The organism is Pseudooceanicola algae (genome assembly GCF_003590145.2).
In the GTDB taxonomy this organism is placed as follows: domain Bacteria; phylum Pseudomonadota; class Alphaproteobacteria; order Rhodobacterales; family Rhodobacteraceae; genus Pseudooceanicola; species Pseudooceanicola algae.
On record NZ_CP060436.1, the window covers coordinates 1526275 to 1552001 of the forward strand.

A 25727-nucleotide genomic window follows, 5' to 3' on the forward strand; every position below is an offset into this window, starting at 1 on the left:
GATCTGAATGGCGCGGCGGGCAAACCCTTACCAAAGGCGACCGGCCAGCCGCCGCGCCACCGAGCGCGCAGTCATCAGGCCTGACCTGGTGTCAGAACCCGCCAGATCAGTCAGCGGGTAGGCGCAGGAATGCAGCGGCCTTGATCACCAGCGGATCGCAGCCGTCGCCACCGGCGGCGACATGGTCCAATAACTGTCGCCGCATCCGGGGTTCCCAGAAGTCGTTGATATGATCAGCGACCTTTTCTGCCTGGCCCTCGCCCGGCTGGCTGTGAAAGAAGGTGGCGATCTGGTTGGCCATCAGGACCAGCTTGTCAGACGTCATCGGAAGCTCCGGTTCGGATACGGTCGGGGTGGGCGTAGAGGTCAAAGGCATCGCCGCGCGCGAAGGCGGCAAGGGTCAGCCCGGCGCCCTCGGCCAGACGCACGGCATGGGCCGTGGGGGCCGACACGCCGATCAGGATGGCACATTGCGCCACCGCGGCTTTCTGGATCAGTTCGACGGACAGCCGGCTGGTCATGACAAGGGCCCCGTCGGAAGGGCTGATCCCCGCCAGTGCCAAGGCACCTATCAGCTTGTCGAGCGCATTGTGCCGCCCGACATCCTCACGCACCATCAGCAGACCTTGCCCCGGCAGCAGGAACCCTGCGGCATGCACGGCACGGGTCCGATCATGCAAGGGCTGCTGACCGCGCAGGGCCTCTACTGCGCGGGCCACGTCCCCGGCAGACAGGCGCGGACCCTCCGGCACCTGCGGCAAGGCCCGGTTTGCCGCCTCCAGTGAATCGATCCCGCAAAGACCGCAGCCCACCGGGCCGGCAAAGGCGCGGCGGCGCGTGGCCAGCACATCACCCTGCGTGTCGACCAGCCAGAACCGGCATTCGGTCCCGGCCTCATGCTCTGCCATCTCGAACTCGGCAATGTCGTCCAGGGTCCGGATCACCCCTTCGCTCAGCGAAAAGCCGATGGCGAAATCCTCCAGATCCTGAGGCGACGCCATCATCACCGCCAGGGTCGTACCGTCATGCACGATCGCCACCGGCCATTCCTCAGGCAGGGTTCGGATGACTTGGCGGCTACCTTCCGGAGTGACCGCGCGGCCCGGTATGCTCTTGAACGGATCCACCATCATTCCGCCGCAGGCAGGATCCGGCGCGACTGATCGGCCTGTGCCGCATAGCGCTCCTGCCAGTCACTCGGCCCGTTCGACAGGCTGACCTGCACCGCCGTCACCTTGTATTCCGGGCAATTCGTCGCCCAGTCGGAAAAATCGGTGGTGATGACATTCGCCTGCGTGTCCGGATGGTGGAAGGTCGTATAAACGACGCCCGGACTGACCCGGTCGGTGATCTTCGCGCGCAGGCTCGTCTCGCCCGACCGCGAGGCCAGCCGCAGCCAGTCACCCGCCTTCACCCCGCGCAATTCCGCGTCATTGGGATGGATCTCCAGCACGTCTTCGTCGTGCCAGACCGAATTTTCGGTCCGCCGGGTCTGCGCACCGACGTTATATTGCGACAGGATTCGCCCGGTGGTCAGCAGCAACGGGAACCGCGGCCCTGTCCGTTCATCCGTCGCGACATATTCCGTCACGATGAACCGCCCCTTGCCACGTACGAAGCCATCCACATGCATCAGCGGCGTGCCATCGGGGTGGTCTTCGTTGCAGGGCCACTGGACGGAACCCTTTTCTTCCAGCACCTCGTACGTCACACCGGCAAAGCTTGGCGTGGTGAAGGCGATTTCCTCCATGATCTGGGAAGGGTGGCGATAATCCCATCCGGCGCCCATCGCATTGGCCAGCAATTGCGTGACCTCCCAATCCTCGTATCCGTTCAGCGGCGCCATGACCCGGCGCACCCGGTTGATCCGGCGCTCGGCATTGGTGAAAGTACCGTCCTTTTCCAGAAAACTCGACCCCGGCAGAAAGACATGGGCGTAATTCGCCGTCTCGTTCAGGAAGAGGTCGTGCACGATGACGCACTCCATCGCCGCCAGCCCGGCCGTCACATGCCTGGTGTCGGGATCCGACTGCAGGATATCCTCGCCCTGGCAATAAAGCCCCTTGAAGGTGCCCTCGACAGCCGCATCCAGCATGTTGGGTATGCGCAGCCCCGGTTCGGGGTCGATCTCGACACCCCAGGCCTTGCCGAAGATCTCGCGCACCGCCTCGCCTTTCACATGACGATAGCCCGGCAGTTCATGCGGGAAGGACCCCATGTCGCAGGATCCCTGGACGTTGTTCTGCCCGCGCAGCGGGTTCACCCCGACGCCGGGACGCCCGATATTGCCCGTCAGCATGGCAAGGTTGGCGATCCCCATGACGGTGGTCGACCCCTGGCTGTGCTCGGTCACGCCCAGCCCATAGTAGATCGCGCCGTTGCCGCCGGTTGCGAACAGCCGTGCGGCCTTGCGCAACTCGTCCGCCGGGACGCCGGTCAGCATCTCTGTCGCCTCGGGCGCGTGACGCGGGTCCTTGATGAATTCGGCGTATTCCATGAATTCATCCCAGTCGCAGCGCTCCTGGATGTAGGCCTGATCCATCAGCCCCTCGGTCACGATCACATGCGCCATGGCGCTGACCACCGCGACATTGGTACCGGGGCGCAGCGGCAGGTGATGTGCGGCATGGATATGCGGCGATTTCACCAGATCGATGCGGCGCGGGTCGATGACGATCAGCTTCGCCCCCGCACGCAGCCGCTTCTTCAGCCGCGAGGCAAAGACCGGATGCCCATCGGTCGGGTTCGCCCCGATGACAAGCACCACATCGCTGTCCTCGACGGAATCGAAATCCTGCGTGCCCGCGCTGGTCCCGAAGGTCTGGCCCAGCCCGTAGCCCGTGGGCGAATGGCAGACCCGCGCACAGGTATCCGTGTTGTTGTTGCCAAAGACCGCCCGGGCCAGCTTCTGCACCAGGTAGGTTTCCTCGTTGGTGCAGCGACTCGAGGTGATGACCCCGATGCTCTTCTTGCCGTATTTTTCCTGCAGGCCCCGCATCTTGTCGGCGGCGAAGGTCAGCGCCTCGTCCCAGGAGACCTCGCGCCAGGGCTCGTCCACCCGGTCGCGGATCATCGGGTTCAGGATGCGGTCCTTGTGCATGGCATAGCCATAGGCAAAGCGCCCCTTCACGCAGCTATGCCCCCGGTTCGCCTTGCCATGCTTCCAGGGCACCATGCGCACCAGCTGGTCGCCGTTCAGCTCGGCCTTGAAGGAACAGCCCACGCCGCAATAGGCGCAGGTTGTCACGACCGACCGCTCGGGCGTGCCCAGCTCGATCACGCTCTTTTCCTGCAAGGTCGCCGTCGGGCAGGCCTGCACGCAGGCGCCGCAACTGACGCAATCGGACGCAAGGAAATTCTCGGCCGCCACGGAAACCCGACTGTCGAAGCCGCGCCCCTCGATGGTCAGCGCAAAGGTCCCCTGCACTTCTTCACAGGCCCGCACGCAGCGGCTGCAGACGATGCACTTGGCCGGATCATAGGTGAAATAGGGGTTGCTGTCGTCCTTCGGCAGCCACTCCGGGTTCGCGGAACCGGTCGTGTCGCGCACCTCGAAATGGTTCTGGCCGGGTGCATAGCGCACCTCGCGCAGCCCCACGGCCCCGGCCATGTCCTGCAACTCGCAATCGCCATTGGCCGCGCAGGTCAAGCAATCCAGAGGGTGGTCCGAGATATAAAGCTCCATCACCCCCTTGCGGATCTTCTGGACCTTCTTCGATTGGGTCTTCACCACCATCCCGGCCGCAACCGGCGTCGTGCAGGAGGCCGGCGTGCCCCGCCGCCCCTCGATCTCCACGACACACAAGCGGCAGGACCCGAAGGCCTCCAGGCTGTCGGTCGCACAAAGCTTCGGCACCTGGATCCCCGCCTCCGAGGCCGCCCGCATGACGGATGTCCCCGCCGGAACCGTGACCTCGATCCCGTCCACCTTCAGCGTCACGGGCTTGCCCACCTTCGCAGGCGTGCCCTTGTCGCTGTCATCCCAGGGAATGATGAAATCCTTCATGCCTCGACCCTCCACATGGGCGCCGAAGCTCCCATAGTTTCCCTGTTCCAAATATCCCGGGGGAATCGCGCCACCGGCGCGATGGGGGCAGCGCCCCCATGACCACGCGCACCGCTCATTCCGCCGCCTCCTTCACGCCTGCGAACTCTTCGGGAAAGGCCTGCAGCGCCGACATCACCGGATAGGGCGTGAAGCCGCCAAGCGCGCATAGCGAGCCGTCCTTCATCACCTCGCAAAGATCCGTCAGAACCTCGACCGCCGCGCTGTCTCCGGCGGCGATCCGGTCCAGCGTCTCGACGCCGCGCACGGCACCGATGCGGCAGGGCGTGCATTTGCCACAGCTTTCCACCGCACAGAATTCCATCGCGAAGCGCGCCATCTTCAGCATGTCCGCGCTGTCGTCGAAGACCACCAGGCCCGCGTGGCCGATCAGCCCGCCCTGCCCGTCGAAATCCTCGTACCCGAAGGGCGTGTCGAACTTGTCCCGTGCGAAATAGGCGCCCAGGGGCCCGCCGATCTGCACCGCCTTCACTGCCCGCCCCGAGGCCGTGCCGCCCGCCACCTCTTCGACCAGTTCCCCAAGGGGCATGCCGAAGGCGGTCTCGAACAGCCCGCCACGGGCCACGTTGCCCGCGATCTGCACCGGGATCGTGCCCTTGGACCGGCCCAGCCCGAAAGCGGCGTAGAAATCCGCCCCCTTCTCAAAGATCACCGGCACCGTCGCGAGGGAGATTACGTTGTTCACCACCGTCGGCCGGCCCAGGAAACCTTCCAGCGCCGGCAGCGGCGGCTTGGACCGCACCACGCCACGCTTGCCTTCAAGGCTGTTCAGAAGGCTCGTTTCCTCGCCACAGACATAGGCCCCCGCGCCCGAGCGGATTTCCATGTCGAAGGTCCGACCGGAGCCGAGGACATCCGCCCCCAGAATCCCGGCTGCGCGCGCGCGCTTCACGGCCTCTTCCATCACGGCAATCGCATCGGGGTATTCCGAACGCAGGTAGACATAGCCCCGCGTCGCCCCGGTCGCGAGCCCGGCAATCGCCATGCCCTCGATCAGCGTATAGGGGTCGCCTTCCATGATCATCCGGTCGGCAAAGGTGCCGCTGTCGCCCTCGTCGGCGTTGCAGACGATGTATTTCTGCGCCGCCCTAGCCAAGCGCACCGTGTCCCACTTGATCCCGGTCGGGAACCCCGCGCCCCCGCGCCCCCGCAGGCCCGAGACCTTAACTTCGTCGACGATCTCTTCGCCGCTCATGACAAGTGCCCGGCGCAGGCCGACAAGCCCCCCATGGGTTTCGTAGTCGCTCAGGCTCAGCGGATCGGTCACGCCGCAGCGGGCGAAGGTCAGCCGGGTCTGGCGGGCGAAAAAGGGGATCTCCTCGGTCAGCCCGAGGCTGTCGATGCGCCCGCCCAGCAAGGCGGGCACATCGTCGGCGCTGATCGGGCCATAGGCCATGCGGCCCTGCCCCGCGTCGATCTCGACAAGGGGTTCCAGCCAGACCATACCGCGCGATCCTGTGCGAATGATCTCGCCCCGGATGCCACTGGCGTCGATTTCAGCGGTCAGCGCCTCGGCCACCTCGTCCGCCCCAAGGGCCTTGGCAGCGGAATCGCGGGAAACATAGATTTTCATGCCAGCGCCTCCACCAGACGTTGGGCCCGTGCTTCGGTCAGCGCGCCATGCACCCGCCCGTCCAGCATCGCCGCCGGAGCACAGGCACACAGACCAAGGCAATAGACGGGCTCGACCGTGATACGGCCATCGGTGGTGGTACCATGCCAGTCCACCCCCAGCAGCGACAGGATGCGGGCCGCCAGCACCTCGGAGCCCATCGACTGGCAGGCCTCGGCGCGGCACAGCTTCAGCACATGCCGCCCCGCCGGGGCCTTGCGGAAATCATGGTAGAAACCGATGACACCGGTCACCTCTGCCACGCTCAGGTTCAGCGCCTCGGCGATCACCGGCACGGCGGTTTGCGGCACGAAGCCAAAGCTGTTCTGGATATCGTGCAGGATAGGCAGCAGGGGCCCTTCCAGATGCAGATGCCTGCCGAGCAATTCCCGGATGTCCTCTGCGGATGGCTGCGGGTGCATGTCGTCCTCCCTCGCTGGCTTGCCTTGGCCTTGCCGGGATTTGGATGTCGTTTCAATATCGAATTTCCGTCAAGCGATAGGCGTTACCTATCAAGCGGGTCGATCAGTCCTGCGGTGCGGCGACCTTGGCGGCGGCGTCCAGCAGGGCGCGGATCACCGGGGTATGGGGTTCCTGCCAGGGCGCAACCAGCCCGACCGAGGGCCCCGGTTCACCGATGGCCAGCGGCACCATCGCCAGGTCCCGACCCGAAACCAGCCGGCAGGCCAGTTGATCGGGCAGCACGGTGACAAGGTTTGCCTCTTCGACCTGGCTGGCCAGCACCACGGTGGAATTGGATTCCAGCACCGTCTTCGGCTGCATTCCGGCCTCCATGAAGGCCTTGTTGATGATACGGCGGTTCTGCATGTCCGGCGTCAGCAGGCACAGGGGTTCGCCCGCCAGATCGCTCCAGTCCAGGCCCTTCTGCCCGGCCAACCGATGCTCGGGTCGGCAGAGCACCGCATAGGTCTCGCGGTACAGAAAGGCGGTCGAGACATGACCGAGCGGTTCATTGTCCAGGTAGGAAATCCCCGCATCGACGTCGAAGTTTTCCAACATATCGAGGATCTCGGCCGAATTGCGGCTGAGGATGGTGAAATTCACATTGGGATGGGCCCCGCGAAAGGCGCTGGCCAGATGCGACGCCCAGGTCAGCGCAGTGGGGATCACGGCGATGCGCAGATGCCCCGAAAGGCCTTCGCGGCTGAACCGCATCTCTTCACGCAGGCGCCGCGCATCGCCGACGATCCTGCGTGCCCAGATCAGCGTTCGCTGCCCTTCCGGCGTCAGCCCGCCATAGCGCGACCCGCGCAACACCAGCTTCACGCCCAGCTGGTCTTCCAGCTGGCGGATGCCGGTGGACAGCGACGGCTGGGTCACCCCGAGGCTTTCAGCCGCACGGCCAAAGTGCTTTTCCCTGGCCAGCGCGATGAGCATTTCGAGTTTGGCGATCATGCGGTCATCTGACATGGCGGCGAAAGCCTTGCAAAGCGGCAAATGCAGATCAGCTGGACCACGGCGGGTCTTTCCCGGTCTGCAAAGGGCCATTCTTTTCGCGGGTTACCCATGGTGACGCAAGGTCATGTGCTGGAGACCATCCGACAGTGATCCATGTCACATCCCGGGCGCAGCCTTTGTCTATGCTGCGGACCAGCGACGGAAACAGGAAGGCGCCATGCAGATCGAGAACAAGACATTCGACGAACTCGAAGTCGGGGCCAGTGCCGAATTGCGGCGGCTCTGCACCGCGGACGGTCTGGCGGAATTTGCCAGCGTGTCGGGCAACCACAATCCGCTGCACCTCGACAACCAGGATGGTGACGGCGACGGCCGGCCCGAGGCGATCGCGCCCGGCATGTATTCCGCCACACTGGTTTCGGCGGTGCTCGGCTCGATCCTGCCCGGCGCCGGAACGCTTTACCGATCCCAGAGCGTCATCTTCCACGAGACCGCCCACGCGGGGGATGAGCTTGTCGCCCGCGTCACCATCACCGCCAAGCAACCGGGGGATCAAAGCGTCACCCTGACGACCGAGGTCCGTCGCCTGGCCGATGACGCGCTGATCCTGGACGGAGAGGCCATCGTGCGGGCCCCGGCGCGCAAGATACGCATGGACAGCAGCGAATTGCCCGGCTTGATCCTGCAACGACACCGCCATTTCGAACGGATCCTGGCGCTGGCCGAACCGCTGCCCGCCCTCGGCACCGCCGTCGTCTGCCCCGAGGAAGCCCATTCCCTTGGCGGCGCCCTGCTGGCGCGCAAGCACACGCTGATCGACCCGGTGTTGATCGGCTCGGCCCGCCGCATCGCCGAAACCGCCGCGGAAATAGGCGCGGATCTGACGGGGATCGAGGTCATCGACCTGCCCCTGCCCCGCGATGCGGCCCGCCATGCGGTCGAACTGGTCCACGCCGGGCGGGTGCATGCAATCATGAAGGGGCATCTGCATACGGATGAACTGCTGCGCCCGATGCTGGACAAGCAGACCGGGCTGCGGATCGGACGGCGCTTTACCCATGTCTTCGTCATGGATGTGCCGGGGCTGGATCATCCGCTGCTGGTCACCGATGCGGCGATCAACATCGCGCCCGACCTGCGTACCAAGGTCGACATCGTCCAGAACGGCATCGACCTGGCGCGCTCCATCGGGATCGAGCAGCCCAAGGTCGGTGTGCTTTCCGCGGTCGAGACGGTGAACCCCGACATCCCGTCTTCGCTGGATGCCGCGCTTCTGTCGAAGATGGCGGATCGCGGTCAGATTACCGGCGGGCTGGTCGATGGGCCGCTGGCGATGGACAATGCGGTCGACCTGGCCGCCGCGCGGGTCAAGGGCATCCGGTCTCCGGTCGCGGGCAAGGCCGATGTGCTGGTCGTGCCCAACCTCGATGCGGGCAACATGCTGGCCAAGCAGTTGACATATATCTCGCACGCCGAAGCCGCCGGGCTGATGCTTGGTGCGCGGGTGCCGGTTATCCTGAACAGCCGGGCCGACGACGACATGGCCCGGTTGGCTTCCTGCGCGGTGGCGGCCCTGCATCACGCGCGCATCAGCGGGGGCACGGCATGACCGGCGCCATCCTGACCCTGAACGCCGGTTCGTCTTCGCTGAAATTCGGTCTGTTCGACCTTAGGGCGCGCGCGCTGGCCGCCGGACTGGTCGATCATGTCGGCACCCGCCCGGTGCTGCGTCTGACCGACACCGCCGGCACCCTGCTGGCGGACCGGCAGATGAGAGACGACGAAGGGCAGGATCACGGCGCCGCGCTGATGGTGGCCCTTGGCGCGATCGCCGGGGCCTTCCCCGACGCCCGAATCGAAGCGGTCGGCCACAGGGTCGTCCATGGCGGTACGCAGTTTTCCGATCCCGTCCGGCTGGACGCCGCCGCGCTTGCCTATCTCGACAGCCTCGTGCCCTTCGCGCCGCTGCACCAGCCCCACAACCTGTCCGGCATCCGCGCCGCGATCGAGGATTTCCCAGATGCGGCGCAGATCGCCTGTTTCGACACCGGCTTTCACCGGGGCCACCCCTTCGTCAACGACACCTTCGCCCTGCCGCGCAGCTATTACGACGCGGGTATCCGGCGCTACGGGTTCCACGGGCTGAGTTACCGCTACATCGCCGGCACCCTGGCCGAGGGCTGGCCCGAACTGGCCGCCGGCCGGGTCATCGCCGCGCACCTTGGCAATGGCGCCTCGATGACGGCGATGCGGGACGGGGCTTCGGTCGCCTCGACCATGGGGTTTTCGACGCTGGACGGGCTGCCGATGGGCACGCGATCAGGGCAGATCGATCCCGGCGTGCTGCTGTACCTGCTGGAAAACGGCATGACGACCGGGGATCTTGCGGATCTGCTTTACCGGGATGCCGGGCTGAAGGGGATGTCGGGCATCGGCCACGACATGCGTCAGCTTCTGGCGGCCCCGGAACCGGCGGCGGCGGATGCCATTGCCTATTTCGTCGCCCGCATCCGGCGCGAGATCGGCGGCCTTGCGGCCGAGTTGGGCGGGCTGGATGCGCTGGTCTTCACCGGTGGGATCGGAGAGAACGCACCCGAAATCCGCGCCCGGGTCTGCCAGGACATGGCCTGGCTTGGCCTGACGGTCGACCCGCAACTGAATGCGCGCAACGCGACCGAGATTTCGGGACCGGACAGCAGGGTACGGACCCTGGTCATCCCGACGAACGAGGAGCTTGTGATCGCGCGGGCCGCCGCGATGATCGCCGCCAAGGGCTGAGACCCGGACGCGCGAAACCGCCGGACCTGCCGGCGGTTTCGGAACCTATCCCTGCCCCTGGCCCGCCACGCGGGGGCGTCAGGATCACTTGGTCAGGATCAGTTTTCCGGCGCGGGTGATGCGCAGGGTATAGACCTGATCGTTCAGCACGATCTGCGCGGTCGAGCCGCCGCCGGTCAGTTCCACGGCATCATGCTGCGGGATTGCGGGGATCGCGGTCTTGCGGTCGATCTTTTCGTTCATCATGGTGGTGTTTCCTTCTTGTCCAGCCGCGCGGTCGGATATGCCGTCAAACGGGGCACCGTTCCGAAGCCGTTTCCTGTCTGTATTGTCCTGCATCGTGGCCCTAGGCCCTGCCGGGCCGACAGATTGGCCGCTTCGCTGAAAGCGCGCGTCCCTTGCGGGGCGGCGACATCCGGGGGCAGGCAGCTTGGTGTCCCGAAGGGACAGGCGCAGCGCAGGTCATCGTCAGATCCTAATGGTTTCAGAATCGGGCTTCCCCGCGGATCGCGAAGTGGCTGGATGGTGAAAAGTTGACTTATATTATCAGGATTGTCAATCCGACTGAATTAGTCAATTTTACCAGACCCCGTCGATGCGCAGACAAATGCCGCGCAAGACGGCAGCAGAGCTTTCCAACCTGGGCGAGCGGAGATCCCGCAGACCTTGCCTGGGCCCGCCCCTGCCGTTCGGTGGCTTTTGGGGAGCCTGCAGCCCATTCCGGCCTTCAATGCGCGGAATCTCAGCCAAATTCATTGACCCATTGGTTAACTTCCGGCTTTCATATGTCTGTAACAAAACCATCATCCAAAGGAGTCACTGCACGTCTATGCGGAGCCGGTTCGTACCGGGCAGCGACCTCGCAATCCGGACGGGCAAAGCTTCATCCGACAAACGTCACAGACGATACGTCATGGACGAGACAGTCACAGACGACAACAGTTACAGACAGGGGAACCAGAATGTCCTTTACCCGCCGCAACGCCCTTAAACTGACGGCTGGCGCCGTCGCCGCGCCGGCTCTTCTGCGCGCATCGGATGCGCTGGCCTCCTCGGGCACGGTCAAGATCCTCGCCTGGCAGGATTACATCCAGCCCGATATCGCCGAGAAATTCGAAGCCGAGACCGGCATCACCCTGGATCTGACCACCTTCGGGTCCAACGACGAAGCCGAATCCACCGTGCGCGCCAATGGCGGCAAGGGGTTCGACGTGGTCTTCCCCTCGATCACCAACGTGTCGAACTACTACGACGATGACAACGAGCACTTCTTCCAGCCGATCCCGGAAGACGTGAACACGGATGCCGTGATCCCGGCCTTCCTGCGTGACAGCGCGGCCCTTGGCGGTGTGCAAAACGGCGAACAGGTGGTCCTGCCCTTCGACTGGGGCACCGAGGGCATCACCCTGAACCGTGCCGCCCTGCCGATTTCGGATGCGGATCTGTCCTATGGCGATCTGTTTGCCGATGGCACCGAGGGCAAGTCGGCCTTCCGTCAGAAGTCCGCCCTGATCGGCGTCGGCCTCTACCTCGACTCGATCGGCGAAGTGCAGTCCAACCGCATGTACGACGTCTACAAGTCCGAAGAAGACGCCCGCCGCATCTTTGGCGCCATCGTCGAATACATGGTCGCCAACAAGGACCACTTCGGCGCCTTCTGGAACAATGCGACCGAGGCCACTGCAGCCTTCAAGGACGCCGGCTGCATCATCGGCCAGACCTGGGACACCACCGGCTTGCTTCTGAACCGCGAAACCACCGATTACGTCTATCGCGCGCCCAAGGAAGGCATCATCACCTGGCTCGACAGCTTCGGCATCCTGCGCGGCGCCGAGAATACCGATCAGGCCGTGGCCTTCATGAACTTCATGCTGACACCGGAAGTGGGCGGCATGTTCTCCAACAACACCGGCTACAATTCGGCAGTGACCGGCGCGGCCGATTTCGCCAGCGACGAGTTCAAGGCGCAGTTCAACGAGACCTATACCCCCGAGGTCCTGGGCAACATGTGGTGGTGGCAGTCCGACACCCCCTTCTATGCTCCGGTCGTCAACGAGATGGTCGAGATCATCACCAACGCCTGATGGTGATGCGGGGCGCGTCCGGAGACGGGCGCGCCCTTTTTCGTGCCCTTTGCACGGGCGGGACACGCCGGAGCCTCCGGCGGGGATATTTAAGACAGGGAAACGGGGCGGGATGCGCCCCCGGTTCCCGGTGACAGTTTCAGGGGTGAGCCATGAGCGGGTTGGAAATGCGCGGGCGGGATGTGCGGCTGGAGGGGGTGTCGATCACCTATCCGAACGGGTTCACCGCCGTGCAACCGACCGATCTGACGGTCGAGGCCGGCGAGTTCTTTTCGATCCTCGGGCCGTCGGGCTGTGGCAAGACGACGATCCTGCGCACCGTCTCGGGCTTTGTCGAGCCAAGCGCGGGGCGGGTGTTGATCGGGGGCGAGGATCAGGCCGGGATCGGGCCGAATGCGCGCCCGACGGCGCTGATCTTCCAGAACCTCGCGCTGTTTCCGCTGATGCCGGTCTGGGAAAACGTGGCCTTCGGGCTGGAAGCGCGCGGCATGGGCAAGAAGGCGCGGCGCCAGCGGGCGCAGGAATTGCTGGAGCTGGTGGCGCTTGGCGATCAGGGAGAGAAGCTGCCGTCCGAGCTTTCGGGCGGGCAGCGGCAGCGGGTCGCCATTGCACGGGCGCTGGCGGTCGAGCCGGCTGTGCTGCTGCTGGACGAGCCCCTGTCGGCACTCGATCTGAAGCTGCGCCAACACATGCGGGCCGAGCTGCGCGATATCCAGAAGAAGACCGGTGTGACCTTCATCTACATCACCCATGACCAGGGCGAGGCGCTGACCATGTCCGATCGCATCGCGGTGATGAACAATGGCGTGGTCGAGCAGGTCGGCACCGGGGACGAGATCTATTCCGCGCCGCAAAGCGCCTTTGCTGCCTCCTTTGTCGGCGAGGTCAATGCCATGGCCGGTCGGATCGTCGCGACCGAAGGCCATCTGGCGCGGATCGAAACCGCCTCGGGTCAACTGGTGGGGCGCAATGCCAAGGGCCTGGGGGTCGGCGATCAGGCGATCCTGTTCGTGCGCCCGGAACAGATGGTCTTTGGCGATCCGGGCAACAGCTTTACCGCCCGACTGAAGCGACGTGACCTGGAAGGCGCCTTCGTCACCTATGAATTCGCTACGGCAGAGGGGCAGAGTCTGACCCTCCACCAGACCAACAGCGGCGCGCCTTCGCCGGTGGCCGAGGAGGCACGGATCGGTTTTGCTTCCGAAAGCGCGGTGATCCTGCCGGAGGGGCCGCTGGCCCGCACCGGACAGGAGCTTGCAGCCCAATGAAGGCGCTGTTTCGCGGATACGGGAAGGGGCTGACCGCGCTGTTCTTTCTGGCGGTGGCCTGCTGGGGGCTGGCGCTGATCATCCTGCCGCAGTTCTCGATGCTGGAACGGGCCGTGACCGCGCCAAAGCGGCAGCTCGACAGCTCCATCGCCCTGAGGGTGGCAAGGGATGCACAGACCTGCGCCACCCTGCTGGAGCGGGTGATGGAAACCACCACCCCGCCGGCAAGCACCGGGGGTATGGCGGTGCCGTCCATCGGCGGCATGGGGTTCCCGACCATCGGGGGGCCCGCGCCGTCCTCGGGCGGCATGGGGATGCCCTCGATCGGCGGACCTGCGGCGGGCGGATCGGAGCGCGGCTTTATCATCCAGTGCGACCGGGCGACGACCCATTCGCGCCTTGTGCGTGACGGCGGAACCGAGCCGGTCTACCTTGACCGGCTGCATGGCGTGCCGGACCTGTCGGTGCCCGACGACGCCCCCCTGCCCCGGCAGTTGGACGCCGCAGAGCAGATCGCGACGGTGGCCGATGCGCTTTACACCCGGTTGACAGGCGAAGAGGCCGAGGCCTTTCCCCTGACCCTGTCGAATTTCCGTACCCTTGCCGCGCCGCGTATGATCCCCCTTGGGCCCGAGCAGCAGGCCGCCGAAGACGCCCGCCTGTCGAACCGGCTGCTGGGGCTGATCGGTCTGCGCTATTCGGTCGACGGGCAGACCTACGAGCGGCTCGGCCTTGTCACCCTGGTGCGAACCATCGTCTTTGCGCTTTGTGCCACGGCGCTGGCGCTGGTGTTGTGCTATCCCATTGCCTACAAGGTCGCGCTGGCCACCCCGCCGGACAAGGCCACCTGGCTGTTCCTTGGCCTGGTGATCCCCTACGCCATTGTCGAGCTGATGCGGATCTATGCCTGGACCACGATCATCGACAACCAGGGCGTCCTGAATTCCCTGCTGATGTGGAGCCACCTGATCAGCGAGCCGATCCAGTTCAAACGCTTCCCCGGCACGATCTTCGTGGTAATTGTCTATACCTACGTGCTGTTCATGGTCTTCCCGATCTTCAACGTAATGACGACGCTTGACCGCAACCAGATCGAAGCTGCCGAGGATCTGGGCGCGAAGACCTGGCGCGTGCACTGGCGGGTGATCATGCCCCATGCCAAGCCGGGCATCGCCGTGGGTTGCATCGCCACCTTCATGCTGAGCGCCGGGGCGTTCTCGGTCCCGCGCATCATCAGCCGCGGGTTGCAGGCGGAATGGTTCAGTCAGACGATCTACAACAAGTTCTTCGAAAGCGAGAATTCCAACGTCGGCGCGGCCTACTCCTTTGCCTACACGATCCTCTGTTTCCTGCTGGTGGCGCTGTTCATGTGGGCCATGCGCACCCGCCTCAAAGATTTTGCGAGGGTGCAATGAAGTCCGAACGCCTTCTGAACATCTATACCGGGATGTTCCTGATCTTCATGTTCGGGCCGCTGCTGCTGATGATCCTGTCGTCCTTCAACGACACCTCGCCCCCGAGCGTCACCGACTGGCAGGGGCTGACCGGCAAGTGGTACAGCTTCTTCTGGATGCCCGAAGACCAGCTGCGCGCCGATCCGGTGCTTCGGGTGCTGGACCGGGACCGGCTGATCTCCTGCTTCGGGAACTCGATCTGGGTGGCGCTGATCGTGGTGCCGCTGTCGCTGTTGCTGGGGCTTTCGGGCGCTGTGCTGCTGACCCGCTGGCGGTCGCGCGCCAACGGGCTGCTGTGGTGGGTGCTGCTGTCTCCGATGCTGGCGCCCGGCGTGGTGCTGGGGCTGGGGGCGCTGGTCTTCTGGGCCCAGGTCGGTATTAATGCGGGGCTCTTCACCATCATCATGGCGCAGACGACGTTCATCTCTTCCTACCCGATGCTGATCCTGATGGCGCGCCTGCAACGCCAGCCGATCGAACTGGAAGAAGCCGCGCTTGACCTCGGCGCCACACCGCTGCGGGTTTTTCGCCGCCTCACCCTGCCCTATCTCGCCCCGGCGCTGATCTCGGCCGGGGTCATCGCCTTCATGGCCTCGATCGAGAACTACAACACCACGATGTTCGCCAAGGGCGGCGCCTGTACCCTGGCAACCGAGATCGGGGCGATGGGACGCAATCCCAATGGCCACCCGCCGGTGATCAATGCCATCGGCACGGTCATCATCGCAATCACCGTCGCCGGAGCCCTGCTGCACACTTTCCTCTTGTCGCGCGAAAAAAAGGCGGGCTGAACTGCGAAGATGACCCAGCCCGCCACACCCCCTCCGCCACGGATCACCGCCCGCTGCCACCCGGCGCTTGAACCGCTGCTGCCAAAGCCCGTCCCGGCCCGTCAGGCCCTGCCCGACTGGCTGCGCGCCATGCCCGCCGAAACGCCCGCCACCAGCCTCGCGGGGGCCGAGGTCCGCACGCTAAAACACTGCCCGCCGATCCTCGACGCGCTCTCGCTCGGGCTGATGATCCCTCTGGCGGCAGATCTTCATATCGAAAAGGGAGAGGTGAGCTGGGACTGGGACCTGCCGCCGCTGCCCGATACGCTGATCTCACGCGCGCCCATCGGACTGCATGTGCCCGAACAAGCCAGCGGCGTGCCCTGGCACCTTGCCCACAATGCCATCCTCAAGTTCATGAACTTCTGGACGCTGGAGGCACCACCGGGCTGGTCACTGCTCTTCACCCACCCGCTCAATCGCGAGGACCTGCCCTTCCGCACCCTCTCGGGCCTCGTAGATTGCGATCTCTTCCGCGACGGATATGTGCATTTCCCGGCTCTCTGGACGGACAAGGACTTTTCAGGAACACTGCCCGCCGGCACTCCGGTCGCCCAGGTGATCCCCTTGCCCCGCACAACACCCGACCTCACCACAGTCCCGATGGCCGAGGCCGAGATCGCCGCAAACCGAAAGATGCAGGAAGCACTCGGCGAGGAACCCGGCACCTACCGCAAGAACTTTCGCCACTGATCCGTTTCCCTGTCGGAAATATCCCGGGGAAGGTCTCCCACTTCGGGAGACCGGGGGCAGAGCCCCCCGCACCCCCGCCGCCCGAAACACGCCCGAAGCAGAAACGCGTCGGCTACAGGTCCAGTTTCAACCGCCCCTTGGAGGCCCGCGTCACAGCCTTCAATGCCCGCGCGGGATCACGCTGCCACAGCGTATCGCGCAGTGCCTCAGCCTCAGGCAGGCGCAGTTCTGCCGCCGCCCGGTAAAGCATCCCGTCCACTTCGCCATCCCGCCAGGCCATTGGCGCAAGCGCTTCTCGGACCTTCACATACTCCCCCAGCCGCAGGGCGACCCGGCCAAGACTGATCCGCGCGTCGGGATCTGCGGGCGCCAGCGCCAGGGAGCGGGCAAAACACTGGCAAGCGGCTTGCAGATCACGCATCTCAAGCCGCGCACGACCCAGTTCATACCACCCATTGGCATGGGACGGATCGGCGGCAACCGCGCGCTTCAACCAGGTTTCGGCCGGCCGCATCTTCCCCTGCTCCATCATCACCCGTCCAAGATTATAAAACACCGACGCCGGAGCCCCCTTGCCCTTCGCCGCCCGAAGCAGCAGCCTTTCCGAAGAGGTCCAATCCCCCGCGGCCAGCAAAGCCGGTAATTGGTCCAAGCCTTTCATGCCAGCCTGCCGCCCCCTGTCCTCAAGCGATGGACACCTTTGTCCCGCTCCGTCATCAAACCATCGCGTTCGCCGCGTAACCAGCCCGCAACCCTCCCGGAGCCTGCCCCATGCACCCTATCGCCTTTTCCCGCCCCGGCCAATTCTGGCGCGGCAATCTGCACACCCATTCGTCTCTCTCCGACGGTGTTTTGCCGCCCGAAGAGGTCTGCCGCCGATACCGCGCCGAAGGCTATGATTTCATGGCGCTGACTGATCACTTCATCGGCCAGTACGGCTATCCGGTTGCCGATACCCTGAGCTACCGCGATGCAGGCTTCACCACCTTGCTGGGCGCTGAGCTGCATTCGGGCGCGATGGAGAACGGCGAGCTTTGGCATATCCTCGCCGTTGGACTGCCCGCCGATTTCGCCCCCGGAGACGCGCCGCATTTCCGCCCTGTCGAGGGGCAGGAAACCGGCCCCGAGATCGCCGCCCGTGCGGTCGCCGCCGGCGCCTTCGTCGCCATCGCGCATCCGCAATGGTCCGGGCTGACCCTGGCTGATGCGCGTTCGATCAGCGCCGCCCATGCGGTCGAGATCTACAACCATGGCTGCGCCACGGGCTGCGACCGACCCGACGGGTTCTCGGTCGCGGACCTGCTGCTGAGCGAAGGGCGTGACCTCAGCCTGATTGCCACCGACGACGCGCATTTCTCGGAGCCCGACCATTTCGGCGGCTGGGTCATGGTCAAGGCCAAAGCCAACAGCCCCGAGGCGCTGTTGCAAGCGCTGAAGGACGGTGCCTTCTATTCCAGCCAGGGGCCTGAGTTGCGCGATATTCGGATCGAGGACGACCGGATACTGGTCGAAAGCTCCGCCGCTGTTTCGGTGATCCTGCAGGGCGCGGGCTCTGCCGCGATCGCCCGGCATGGCCAGTCGATGACCCGCAGCGAATTGCCGCTGGAGCGCTTCGCCACCTCGCCCTGGCTGCGGGTGACGGTGATTGATGCCGGCGGCAAGCGCGCGTGGTCCAACCCGATACGCCTCGATCACGCAGGTTGACCACGGCAGCGCGAGGCAAGATCTGGGGCCTGTCCAACTGCGTACCGCCCGACTTCGCGGTTTCGGTAACTGGGGTGCGGGGGGCTTTGCCCCCGACACGCGGCGACCGCTCTAGGCGGTCACCGCGTGTCTCCCCCAGGATATTTTTGAACAGGGAAACCCTGGGAACCCCGTAAAGAAACAAGGCCGGGCAATATCAAGCTGGCTGTTTTCAGATCTTGCTTGCCGACAAGAGCATCGGCTCATGGGTCAGATTGTCGTTGACGGCCATCCGCGAGTCCCCGGCCTTCTCCTGGTGCCGTCAGGTCATTTCACGCGCGGCGGCTTCGCCCAGCAGAATGCCTTCGGCATTCAGTTCTGCCATGACGCCCATCAGCTTCGACAGCGACCGATAAAGCGTCTTCCGCTCCGTTGCCGACAGCTTCTGCAAAAGAAACTTCTGCCGGGCCTGGCCGATGCGAATGACCTCTTCCGCGACGCTGCGGCCTTCTTCGGTCACTTCGAAGATCGCACGGCGGGCATCTTTCGGGTCATTGCCCTTGCGGATGTAGCCGCGTTCGGCCAGCGCGGCGGCAGCCCGGCTGATCTGGGCGCCATCAAGCAGCAGTTTCTCGCAGATCTCGCCATAAGACGCCGGTCCGCTGTTGCCCAGCCGCGCCAGGACCCGCCCCTCGGCCAGGGTTAGGCCGAAATGACGCGAGAAATACTTGGAAATATTGCGGTTGAATTCGCCCGACAACATGCCGATACGATAGGTCAGGTAGTCTTCGTGTGGCATCTCGGCATAATCGTCACCGGCCGGCACACCTTCGAGGAAGGCAGGCGTCGACCAATAGGGCTGGCTTTTGGGCATGTCGGTGCTTTCTTCGGTCCTGTTCCGCACAAGGTATGGCGAAGTGATTGACATGTCAAACAACCTGCAGCGCGACGCCGGGTAACAGAGCGTTTTGTCGATCATACGCCAGCGCATTGGGCATTCACACCGGTAATCGCCTTTGGCAGTTGCAGATTTTGATGTTTCTGCCCCGGAACCTGGCGGGGGCAAGGTCGGCCAACGGCCTGGGCGCCCGTCTACCTTGTGTTAGCGATTTCCGCCTAGCCTGAAGCAAGACCAAAGCCGGAAAGCCTCCATGAAACCTGTCATCCTTTTGCTGATCCTCATGCTGCTCGTTCCGCCGGGAACGGGGAGCCGTGCGCAGAGGTACGTCGAGATCCGCGAAATTGCCCGCTGGGGGCATGGCAACTGGCAGGTCCGGAAGGTCGAGAACACACATTTTCAAATGCGCAACTGCGAGATCTGGACGGGTGGCGACGGGATCGGCACCCTGCGACTGACCGTCGGTGACGGCGGCGCGGATGCCTCGCTGACCTATCAGCCCGTGGTCTTTCGCGGCATGCCGCTTCCCATGACCGATCAGGATGATTTCCTGATGTTGTTCGACGGCAAGCCAAACTGGATCGCCGCTGAGGTAACGATTTCCGAATGGGTGGACGACTGGGAGATGTTCCGGGTGGATGCCTCGCTATCGAACGAGGGGGTCGCGGAAGCAGTGCAAAACCTGCGCGACGCGAACACCTTGCTGGTCGGTACCCAAGGGCGCGGAAAACCGCATGTGATCGACACATTCCTGCTGGATGGCTTTACGGCCACCTGGCTGAAAGCTGGCGAATGGTGTGGGTTTGATCCCGAGAAACGTTTTCGAACGCTGTGACGCCGGGGGCACACCAGGTCCGGACCGGCAGTTCTGAGGCCTGAGAGGAGCCAAGAGGCCCCCGCGCAGTCGGTAGGGCGATCTCTGGACAGGCAAGAGCCGACAGGCGTTTCAACCCTACCCGTCCGTCAAGCCCAGCCTGTCGCCAATTCGGGCTTGGGCGCACGGGTGCGTGACACGACCTTGCCGCGCGAGATCACTGCCAGGCGGGTCGCCCGTGTGCGGATCGCCTCGACCGGGCTCTGCGCATCCAGCAACACAAGGCTCGCCACTTTGCCCGCCTCGATCCCCCAGTCAAGACCGAGGATGCCGGCGCTGCTTTGCGTCACCAACCCGAAACACCGCGCCATCTGCGCCGGAGAGGTCATCTGCGCAACGTGCAACCCCATGAAGGCAACATCCAGCATGTCCGCCGTGCCAAGGGGATACCAGGGGTCCATCATGCAGTCCTGCCCAAAGCCGACGCGGATACCCTGTTCCAGCATCTCGGGCACACGGGTCATGCCGCGCCGCTTGGGATAGCTTTCCATACGGCCCTGCAACGTGATGTTGATCAGTGGATTGGGGATTGCGGAAACCCCTGCTTCCGCGATCAGCGGCAGCAGTTTCGCGACATAGTAATTGTCCATCGAATGCATCGAGGTCAGATGCGACCCCGCAACCCGCCCCTGCAGACCGCAGCGCAGGGTTTCGGCGGCAAGCGTTTCGATATGGCGCGACATCGGATCATCGCTTTCATCACAATGCAGATCGACCATCAGCCCCCGGTCGGCTGCCAGTTCGCAGGCGGCCCGGACCGATGCGGCGCCATCGGTCATGGTGCGTTCGAAATGCGGGATCCCGCCGACCACATCAACGCCCATGTCGAGCGCGCGGATCAGGTTCTCTTCTGCCCCCGGACTGCGGTACCAGCCGTCCTGTGGGAAGGCGACCAGTTGCAAGTCTATGACATCCTTCACCTTCTCCCGCACCTCCAGCAACCCTTCAACCCCGGCCAGGCGCGGATCGGTCACATCCACATGGCTGCGGATCGCCAGGATCCCCTTGCTGACGGCGATGTTGCAATATTCCAGCGCCCGCGCGACCACCTCGTCCGGTGTCAGCACCGCGCGCAATTCCCCCCAAAGCCCGATGCCTTCCAGCAGCGTGCCGCTCTTGTTGATCCGAGGGGTGCCGTAGCTGAGCGTCGCGTCCATGTGAAAATGCGGATCGACGAAGGGCAGCGACACCAGCCGGCCCCCGGCCTCGATCACCTCGCCCGCTTCGGCGGTGATCTTGGGGGCGACCTCGACGATCTTTTCGCCGGCAATCGCGATATCCACCACGCGCCCATCCGGCAGGGTGCCCCCTTGGATCAGAAGATCAACAGCCATGGCAATGCTCCTTTGTTTTCGGGACCCTAGCCCGCTGCGGCGCGCAGGGAAAGCAGCGCCGCTACCAGACGCCCGAAAGCGCGGCGGATGCTGTTTGTACGGGCGCTTGCGCATCTCCACGGCGACCCTGCGCTTGACGCGACGACCGGCGAGTGCAGGCATGAAAAGATGACCGCACCAGCTTCATCCCCTCTGCCCACGCCCCGCGGGTTCCCCGAGGCAGAGTTGCGCGCCCGCACCGCCGCGGCGCAGGCCCGCATGGCCGAGGCCGGGCTGGAGGCGCTGCTGCTGACCACCGAACCCGCCTTGCGGTACTTCACCGGCTTCCTGACCCGGTTCTGGGGAAGCCCGACACGACCCTGGTTCCTGGTGATCCCGGCCAGCGGCGATCCAGTCGCGGTCATTCCCGCCATCGGCGCCCACCTGATGGGGCAAAGCTGGATCAGCGACGTCCGCAGCTGGTCCAGCCCCGAGCCCGGCGACACCGGGCTGCGGCTTCTGTCCGATTGTTTGGTGGAAAAGGCCCCGGAGGGCCGCGTCGGCCTGCCCTCCGGACCCGAAACCCATCTGCGCCTGCCGCTGTCGGATTGGGCCCGGTTGCGCGCCTTGCTGCCCCGGCATCACTTCACCGATGACGCCGAGATCCTTGCCGACCTGCGCCTGCTGAAATCCCCCGCCGAGGTCGCGAAGATCGAAACCGCCTGCGCCATTGCGACCCGCGCCTTTGACCGGGTGCCCGAAATTGCCGGGCCCGGCGTTGCGCTGGATCAGGTGTTTCGCCGCTTCCAGATGCTCTGCCTCGAGGAGGGCGCGGATTGGGTGCCCTATCTCGCCGGTGGTGCCGGACCGGGCGGCTACGGCGACGTGATTTCCCCCGCCACGCCTGCGCCCCTGCAAAAAGGCGACGTGCTGATGCTGGATACGGGGCTGTGTCATGATGGTTATTTCTGTGATTTCGATCGCAATTTCTCGGTTGGGGCGCCGTCACCCGAAACCGTCCGCGCCCATGCCCGGCTGATCGGGGCCGCGCGCGCGGGCTTTGACCTTGCCCGTCCCGGCGCGACCTTTGCGGATCTTTTCGGGGCCATGAACCGCGTTTTGACACCCGGCGGAACCACGCCCGGCAGGCTGGGCCACGGCCTTGGGATGGAACTGACCGAAGGCCCGTCGATTGTCCCCTGGGAGGGCCGCGACCTGCAGCCAGGCATGGTCCTGACACTGGAACCGTTGCTGACCCTACCCTCCGGTCAGGTGATGGTGCACGAGGAAAACATCCTGATCACCCCCACCGGCGCGCGCTGGCTGTCGCGACCAAGCGGACCGGAGATCGCCCTATTGCCCGTGCCCGAAGCGGCAAAGGCCGCCCCATGACCCGGTTCCCCTATGACCTGTCGTCGGAATCGCCACCCCGCCTCGGGCTGATCGTCCTGCAGGCAGATGAAACCATCGAGCTGGATTTCCGCCGCCTGATCCCTGCGCCGGTCGAACTTCTGACCACGCGCATTGCCTCTGGCGCAGAGCTGAACGCGGCCAGTATCGCCGCGATGGAGGCCCGGATCACCGCCGCCGCTGCCCTTTTGCCCGAAGGCGCGGAGTTCACTGCGATCGGCTATGCCTGCACTTCGGCCTCGGCACAGTTGGGGCCGCTGCGAGTCGCCGGGCTGATCCGCGACGGGGCCTGCGCCGCCCATGTGACCGAACCTGTCACGGCGCTGGTCACCGCCTGTCGCGCGCTCGGGCTGCGGCGGCTGGCGGTGCTGTCGCCCTATGTCGCCCCCGTCTCTGCCCGGCTGCGCGCGGTGCTGGCCGAGGCCGGGATCGCCACGCCGCGCTTCGGCTCCTTCGAGGAATCCCGCGAAGCTCTTGTCGCCCGGATTTCTGCCCCTTCGATCATCGACGCCGCCCTGGCGCTGGCCCGCGACAAGGATCCCGCGGCGCCCTCTGGTCCCGACGGGCCGGAAGGGCCGGACGGGATCGATGGGATCTTCCTGTCCTGCACCAATCTGCGCGGCCTCGACCTGATCGCGCCGCTCGAGGCGGAGCTCGGCCTGCCGGTGCTGACCTCGAACCAGGTGCTGGCCTGGCACATGATGGGCCTCGCCGGGTTGGCCGCGCCGGTGCCCGGGCGTTTGCAGGGTTTGCGATCCTCGGACACGGCCCTGCGCAGCCCGGCGACGTGAAACCGTCATGTTGGCGGCCTAGATCAAACGGGGAAACCCTGCGACCTTGCCGGGACCGCGCAATGCCCCAAGTCTTGCCCGGCGGGGTCATGCCGCCTATACGCCCGACCAGACCAATCGCCAGAAGGCCCGGATCATGCTTCAGACGCCCTATTACCTGATCGACAAGTCCCGGCTGCTGCCGAACATGGAAAAGATCGCCTGGCTGCGCGAAAACTCCGGCGCAAAGGCCCTGCTGGCGCTGAAATGCTTTGCCACCTGGTCAGTCTTCGATTTCATGAGCGACTACATGGATGGCACCACCTCGTCTTCGCTCTACGAGGTCAAGCTGGGGCGCGAAAAATTCCCCGGCGAAACCCATGCCTATTCCGTCGCCTGGGCCGATCACGAGATCGACGAGGTGCTGGCCAATTCCGACAAGGTGATCTTCAACACCGCCGCGCAATTGCAACGCTTCGAAGGCGTCAGCCGCGACCATACCCGCGGTCTGCGGGTGAACCCCGGTGTCTCGACCTCGGATTTCGACCTGGCGGACCCGGCGCGGCCATTTTCGCGCCTTGGAGAACATGATCCCGAAGACATCGCCCCGGTGGCCGACCTGATTTCGGGCTTCATGTTCCACAACAATTGCGAGAACGCCGATTTCGACCGGTTCGACGCCATGCTGGGCGCGATTGAGCAGCGTTTCGGCCACCTGATCCGCAAGATGGACTGGATCTCGCTCGGGGGGGGCATCCATTTCACCGGCGCCGATTACCCGCTGCACCGCCTGGCCGAACGCCTGCGCCGCTTTGCCGGCGAGAACGAGGTGCAGGTCTATCTTGAACCGGGCGAGGCGGCGATCACCGGCTCAACCACGCTGGAAGTCTCGGTTCTGGACACGCTTTTCAACGGCAAGAACCTGGCCATCGTCGACAGTTCCATCGAGGCGCACATGCTGGATCTGCTGATCTACCGCGAAAGCGCAAAGATGGCGGAAAGCGGCGACCAGAACTGGATGATCTGCGGGAAATCCTGCCTTGCAGGGGACATCTTCGGGGAATTCCGCTTTGACCGGACCCTGAAACCCGGCGACCGCCTGTCGATCGAGGATGCGGCAGGCTATACGATGGTCAAGAAGAACTGGTTCAACGGCGTGCAGATGCCCGCCATCGCGATCCGCGAGCTGGACGGGACCGAACGCCTCGTGCGGGATTTCGACTATGGCGATTTCGTCTCGGCCCTGTCCTGAGACCTGACCCTGAAATCCCGTCCTGAAAACTGATTTGCAAAGGGGGAAACCCGAACTGATGAAACGCAATGTCCTCATCATCGGCGCCGGCGGCGTCGCCCAGGTCGTCGCGCATAAATGCGCACAGAACAACGATACGCTGGGGGATCTTCACATCGCCAGCCGGACCCGCGCCAAATGCGAGGCGATCATCGCCAGCGTGCATGAGAAATCCGCGATGAAGGTGGATGGGGTCTTTGACGCCCATGCGGTCGATGCCATGGACAGCGCCGCCGTGGCCGCCCTGATCCGGCAGGTCGGCGCAGAGATCGTCATCAATGTCGGCACTGCCTTCGTCAACATGACCGTGCTCGACGCCTGCATCGAAACCGGCGCGGCCTATATCGACACGGCGATCCATGAAGATCCCGAAAAGATTTGCGAAACCCCGCCCTGGTACGGCAATTACGAATGGAAGAAGCGCGATCTTTGCGCGCAAAAGGGCGTGACCGCGATCCTTGGCGCGGGCTTCGATCCGGGCGTGGTCAATGCCTTTGCCCGCTTTGCCATCGACGAATACATGGACGAGGTCACCTCGATCGACATCGTCGACATCAATGCCGGCAGCCATGGCAAGTATTTCGCCACCAATTTCGACCCGGAAATCAACTTCCGCGAATTCACCGGCACCGTCTATTACTGGGAAGACCAGCAATGGAAGGAAAAGAAGATGTTCGAAAGCGGCCGGGACTGGGATCTTCCGGTTGTCGGCACGCAGCGCGCCTACCAGTCCGGCCATGACGAGGTGCATTCCCTGGCGGCGAACTACCCGCAGGCCGATGTGCGTTTCTGGATGGGCTTCGGAGAGCATTACATCAATGTCTTCACCGTGCTGCAATCGCTCGGCCTGCTGTCCGAACAACCCGTCAAGACCGCCGAGGGGCTGGAGGTCGTGCCGCTGAAGGTCGTGAAGGCCGTGCTGCCCGATCCCTCGTCCCTCGCGCCCGATTACACCGGCAAGACCTGCATCGGGGACCTGGTGAAGGGGCGCAAGGACGGCAAGGATGTCGAGGTCTTCGTCTACAACGTCGCCGATCACGCCGAAGCCTATGCCGAGGTCGGCTCGCAGGGGATTTCCTATACCGCCGGTGTGCCCCCCGTGGCGGCCGCGCTGCTGATCGCCTCGGGCGATTGGGATGCGGGCACCATGAAGAACGTCGAAGAGCTTAATCCCAAACCGTTCTTCACCATTCTCGACCGGATCGGCCTGCCCACCCGCGTCGAATTCAACGGCACCGACACCGCCTGGAACGCCTGAGAACGGCTCCCCCTGCCTGAACTGGG

Annotated in this window: 23 protein-coding genes; 13 read left to right on the plus strand and 10 right to left on the minus strand. The window is 64.6% G+C overall.

Features of this window, described 5'->3' with window-relative positions:
* Nucleotides 1-106: 106 nt before the first annotated feature.
* The 6 genes from PSAL_RS07230 to PSAL_RS07255 all read right to left on the minus strand — a co-directional run bounded on the left by PSAL_RS07230 (nt 107) and on the right by PSAL_RS07255 (nt 7094).
* On the minus strand, nt 107-325 hold the full coding sequence (locus PSAL_RS07230) for a formate dehydrogenase subunit delta (RefSeq protein ID WP_119839823.1): 219 nt from the start codon (nt 323-325) through the stop codon (nt 107-109).
* Nucleotides 315-1133 (minus strand): formate dehydrogenase accessory sulfurtransferase FdhD, encoded by an 819-nt coding sequence (gene fdhD, locus PSAL_RS07235; protein ID WP_331274422.1) that lies wholly within the window; start codon nt 1131-1133, stop codon nt 315-317. Before fdhD ends, PSAL_RS07230 begins: the two co-directional genes overlap by 11 nt.
* Entirely contained in the window at nt 1130-4006 is a 2877-nt protein-coding gene (gene fdhF, locus PSAL_RS07240; RefSeq protein WP_119839824.1) for a formate dehydrogenase subunit alpha, read from the minus strand. The genes fdhD and fdhF overlap by 4 nt, the downstream gene beginning before the upstream one ends.
* Before the next feature lie 115 nt (nt 4007-4121).
* Nucleotides 4122-5639, minus strand: coding sequence for a formate dehydrogenase beta subunit (locus tag PSAL_RS07245; protein WP_119839825.1), 1518 nt, complete (start codon nt 5637-5639; stop codon nt 4122-4124).
* Nucleotides 5636-6100, minus strand: coding sequence for a formate dehydrogenase subunit gamma (locus PSAL_RS07250; protein ID WP_119839826.1), 465 nt, complete (start codon nt 6098-6100; stop codon nt 5636-5638). The genes PSAL_RS07245 and PSAL_RS07250 overlap by 4 nt, the downstream gene beginning before the upstream one ends.
* A 103-nt stretch (nt 6101-6203) precedes the next feature.
* Nucleotides 6204-7094: a LysR family transcriptional regulator gene (locus tag PSAL_RS07255; protein ID WP_119839835.1), complete on the minus strand. Its 891-nt coding sequence runs from the start codon at nt 7092-7094 to the stop codon at nt 6204-6206.
* 220 nt (nt 7095-7314) lie between these two features.
* Here PSAL_RS07255 and PSAL_RS07260 point away from each other — a divergent pair, with 220 nt between their 5' ends.
* Nucleotides 7315-8706, plus strand: a complete 1392-nt coding sequence (locus tag PSAL_RS07260; protein WP_119839827.1) for a bifunctional enoyl-CoA hydratase/phosphate acetyltransferase — start codon at nt 7315-7317, stop codon at nt 8704-8706.
* Entirely contained in the window at nt 8703-9875 is a 1173-nt protein-coding gene (locus PSAL_RS07265; RefSeq protein ID WP_119839828.1) for an acetate/propionate family kinase, read from the plus strand. The genes PSAL_RS07260 and PSAL_RS07265 overlap by 4 nt, the downstream gene beginning before the upstream one ends.
* 84 nt (nt 9876-9959) lie before the next feature.
* Here PSAL_RS07265 and hemP read toward each other — a convergent pair whose 3' ends face one another.
* Nucleotides 9960-10121 carry a hemin uptake protein HemP gene (gene hemP / locus PSAL_RS07270; RefSeq protein ID WP_119839829.1) on the minus strand — a complete coding sequence of 54 codons (162 nt, stop codon included), beginning with the start codon at nt 10119-10121 and terminating at the stop codon, nt 9960-9962.
* Nucleotides 10122-10837: 716 nt separating this feature from the next.
* Here hemP and PSAL_RS07275 point away from each other — a divergent pair.
* From PSAL_RS07275 to PSAL_RS07295, 5 genes are all read left to right on the plus strand, one after another.
* Nucleotides 10838-11959 carry an extracellular solute-binding protein gene (locus PSAL_RS07275; protein ID WP_119839830.1) on the plus strand — a complete coding sequence of 374 codons (1122 nt, stop codon included), beginning with the start codon at nt 10838-10840 and terminating at the stop codon, nt 11957-11959.
* 152 nt (nt 11960-12111) lie between these two features.
* Complete coding sequence (locus PSAL_RS07280; protein ID WP_408004206.1) at nt 12112-13227, plus strand: ABC transporter ATP-binding protein; 1116 nt, start codon at nt 12112-12114, stop codon at nt 13225-13227.
* A complete protein-coding gene (locus PSAL_RS07285) occupies nt 13224-14642 on the plus strand; it encodes an ABC transporter permease (RefSeq protein ID WP_119839831.1) in 1419 nt (472 codons plus the stop codon). Before PSAL_RS07280 ends, PSAL_RS07285 begins: the two co-directional genes overlap by 4 nt.
* Nucleotides 14639-15472, plus strand: coding sequence for an ABC transporter permease (locus PSAL_RS07290; RefSeq protein ID WP_119839832.1), 834 nt, complete (start codon nt 14639-14641; stop codon nt 15470-15472). Before PSAL_RS07285 ends, PSAL_RS07290 begins: the two co-directional genes overlap by 4 nt.
* Nucleotides 15473-15481: 9 nt before the next feature.
* A complete protein-coding gene (locus PSAL_RS07295) occupies nt 15482-16204 on the plus strand; it encodes a hypothetical protein (RefSeq protein ID WP_196941916.1) in 723 nt (240 codons plus the stop codon).
* 112 nt (nt 16205-16316) lie between these two features.
* On the opposite strand, the gene PSAL_RS07300 is transcribed toward PSAL_RS07295, so the two are convergent.
* Nucleotides 16317-16865 carry a tetratricopeptide repeat protein gene (locus PSAL_RS07300; protein ID WP_119838849.1) on the minus strand — a complete coding sequence of 183 codons (549 nt, stop codon included), beginning with the start codon at nt 16863-16865 and terminating at the stop codon, nt 16317-16319.
* A 110-nt stretch (nt 16866-16975) separates the two neighbouring features.
* Between PSAL_RS07300 and PSAL_RS07305 the strand changes: the two genes are divergently transcribed.
* Entirely contained in the window at nt 16976-17908 is a 933-nt protein-coding gene (locus PSAL_RS07305; RefSeq protein ID WP_119838848.1) for a CehA/McbA family metallohydrolase, read from the plus strand.
* A 301-nt stretch (nt 17909-18209) separates the two neighbouring features.
* On the opposite strand, the gene PSAL_RS07310 is transcribed toward PSAL_RS07305, so the two are convergent.
* A complete protein-coding gene (locus tag PSAL_RS07310; protein ID WP_196222758.1) occupies nt 18210-18761 on the minus strand; it encodes a MarR family winged helix-turn-helix transcriptional regulator in 552 nt (183 codons plus the stop codon).
* Between the two features lie 295 nt (nt 18762-19056).
* On the opposite strand from PSAL_RS07310, the gene PSAL_RS07315 reads away from it, so the two are divergent.
* Nucleotides 19057-19620 carry a hypothetical protein gene (locus PSAL_RS07315; protein ID WP_196941917.1) on the plus strand — a complete coding sequence of 188 codons (564 nt, stop codon included), beginning with the start codon at nt 19057-19059 and terminating at the stop codon, nt 19618-19620.
* 128 nt (nt 19621-19748) lie between these two features.
* On the opposite strand, the gene PSAL_RS07320 is transcribed toward PSAL_RS07315, so the two are convergent.
* Nucleotides 19749-20993, minus strand: coding sequence for an amidohydrolase family protein (locus PSAL_RS07320; protein ID WP_119838845.1), 1245 nt, complete (start codon nt 20991-20993; stop codon nt 19749-19751).
* A 168-nt stretch (nt 20994-21161) separates the two neighbouring features.
* On the opposite strand from PSAL_RS07320, the gene PSAL_RS07325 reads away from it, so the two are divergent.
* From PSAL_RS07325 to PSAL_RS07340, 4 genes are all read left to right on the plus strand, one after another.
* Nucleotides 21162-22364: a M24 family metallopeptidase gene (locus PSAL_RS07325; RefSeq protein ID WP_119838855.1), complete on the plus strand. Its 1203-nt coding sequence runs from the start codon at nt 21162-21164 to the stop codon at nt 22362-22364.
* Complete coding sequence (locus PSAL_RS07330; protein ID WP_119838844.1) at nt 22361-23173, plus strand: maleate cis-trans isomerase family protein; 813 nt, start codon at nt 22361-22363, stop codon at nt 23171-23173. Before PSAL_RS07325 ends, PSAL_RS07330 begins: the two co-directional genes overlap by 4 nt.
* Before the next feature lie 136 nt (nt 23174-23309).
* Nucleotides 23310-24404 carry a carboxynorspermidine decarboxylase gene (locus PSAL_RS07335; RefSeq protein ID WP_119838854.1) on the plus strand — a complete coding sequence of 365 codons (1095 nt, stop codon included), beginning with the start codon at nt 23310-23312 and terminating at the stop codon, nt 24402-24404.
* Between the two features lie 58 nt (nt 24405-24462).
* Nucleotides 24463-25701, plus strand: coding sequence for a saccharopine dehydrogenase family protein (locus PSAL_RS07340; RefSeq protein WP_119838843.1), 1239 nt, complete (start codon nt 24463-24465; stop codon nt 25699-25701).
* Nucleotides 25702-25727: the final 26 nt, after the last annotated feature.

Excerpts from the sequence above, each read along its gene's own strand:
- PSAL_RS07230 (WP_119839823.1), bottom strand. The coding sequence starts at position 325 with ATGACGTCTGACAAGCTGGTCCTGATGGCCAACCAGATCGCCACCTTC.
- fdhD (WP_331274422.1), bottom strand. The coding sequence starts at position 1,133 with ATGATGGTGGATCCGTTCAAGAGCATACCGGGCCGCGCGGTCACTCCG.
- fdhF (WP_119839824.1), bottom strand. The coding sequence starts at position 4,006 with ATGAAGGATTTCATCATTCCCTGGGATGACAGCGACAAGGGCACGCCT.
- PSAL_RS07245 (WP_119839825.1), bottom strand. The coding sequence starts at position 5,639 with ATGAAAATCTATGTTTCCCGCGATTCCGCTGCCAAGGCCCTTGGGGCG.
- PSAL_RS07250 (WP_119839826.1), bottom strand. The coding sequence starts at position 6,100 with ATGCACCCGCAGCCATCCGCAGAGGACATCCGGGAATTGCTCGGCAGG.
- PSAL_RS07255 (WP_119839835.1), bottom strand. The coding sequence starts at position 7,094 with ATGATCGCCAAACTCGAAATGCTCATCGCGCTGGCCAGGGAAAAGCAC.
- PSAL_RS07260 (WP_119839827.1), top strand. The coding sequence starts at position 7,315 with ATGCAGATCGAGAACAAGACATTCGACGAACTCGAAGTCGGGGCCAGT.
- PSAL_RS07265 (WP_119839828.1), top strand. The coding sequence starts at position 8,703 with ATGACCGGCGCCATCCTGACCCTGAACGCCGGTTCGTCTTCGCTGAAA.
- hemP (WP_119839829.1), bottom strand. The coding sequence starts at position 10,121 with ATGATGAACGAAAAGATCGACCGCAAGACCGCGATCCCCGCAATCCCG.
- PSAL_RS07275 (WP_119839830.1), top strand. The coding sequence starts at position 10,838 with ATGTCCTTTACCCGCCGCAACGCCCTTAAACTGACGGCTGGCGCCGTC.
- PSAL_RS07280 (WP_408004206.1), top strand. The coding sequence starts at position 12,112 with ATGAGCGGGTTGGAAATGCGCGGGCGGGATGTGCGGCTGGAGGGGGTG.
- PSAL_RS07285 (WP_119839831.1), top strand. The coding sequence starts at position 13,224 with ATGAAGGCGCTGTTTCGCGGATACGGGAAGGGGCTGACCGCGCTGTTC.
- PSAL_RS07290 (WP_119839832.1), top strand. The coding sequence starts at position 14,639 with ATGAAGTCCGAACGCCTTCTGAACATCTATACCGGGATGTTCCTGATC.
- PSAL_RS07295 (WP_196941916.1), top strand. The coding sequence starts at position 15,482 with ATGACCCAGCCCGCCACACCCCCTCCGCCACGGATCACCGCCCGCTGC.
- PSAL_RS07300 (WP_119838849.1), bottom strand. The coding sequence starts at position 16,865 with ATGAAAGGCTTGGACCAATTACCGGCTTTGCTGGCCGCGGGGGATTGG.
- PSAL_RS07305 (WP_119838848.1), top strand. The coding sequence starts at position 16,976 with ATGCACCCTATCGCCTTTTCCCGCCCCGGCCAATTCTGGCGCGGCAAT.
- PSAL_RS07310 (WP_196222758.1), bottom strand. The coding sequence starts at position 18,761 with ATGCCCAAAAGCCAGCCCTATTGGTCGACGCCTGCCTTCCTCGAAGGT.
- PSAL_RS07320 (WP_119838845.1), bottom strand. The coding sequence starts at position 20,993 with ATGGCTGTTGATCTTCTGATCCAAGGGGGCACCCTGCCGGATGGGCGC.
- PSAL_RS07325 (WP_119838855.1), top strand. The coding sequence starts at position 21,162 with ATGACCGCACCAGCTTCATCCCCTCTGCCCACGCCCCGCGGGTTCCCC.
- PSAL_RS07330 (WP_119838844.1), top strand. The coding sequence starts at position 22,361 with ATGACCCGGTTCCCCTATGACCTGTCGTCGGAATCGCCACCCCGCCTC.
- PSAL_RS07335 (WP_119838854.1), top strand. The coding sequence starts at position 23,310 with ATGCTTCAGACGCCCTATTACCTGATCGACAAGTCCCGGCTGCTGCCG.
- PSAL_RS07340 (WP_119838843.1), top strand. The coding sequence starts at position 24,463 with ATGAAACGCAATGTCCTCATCATCGGCGCCGGCGGCGTCGCCCAGGTC.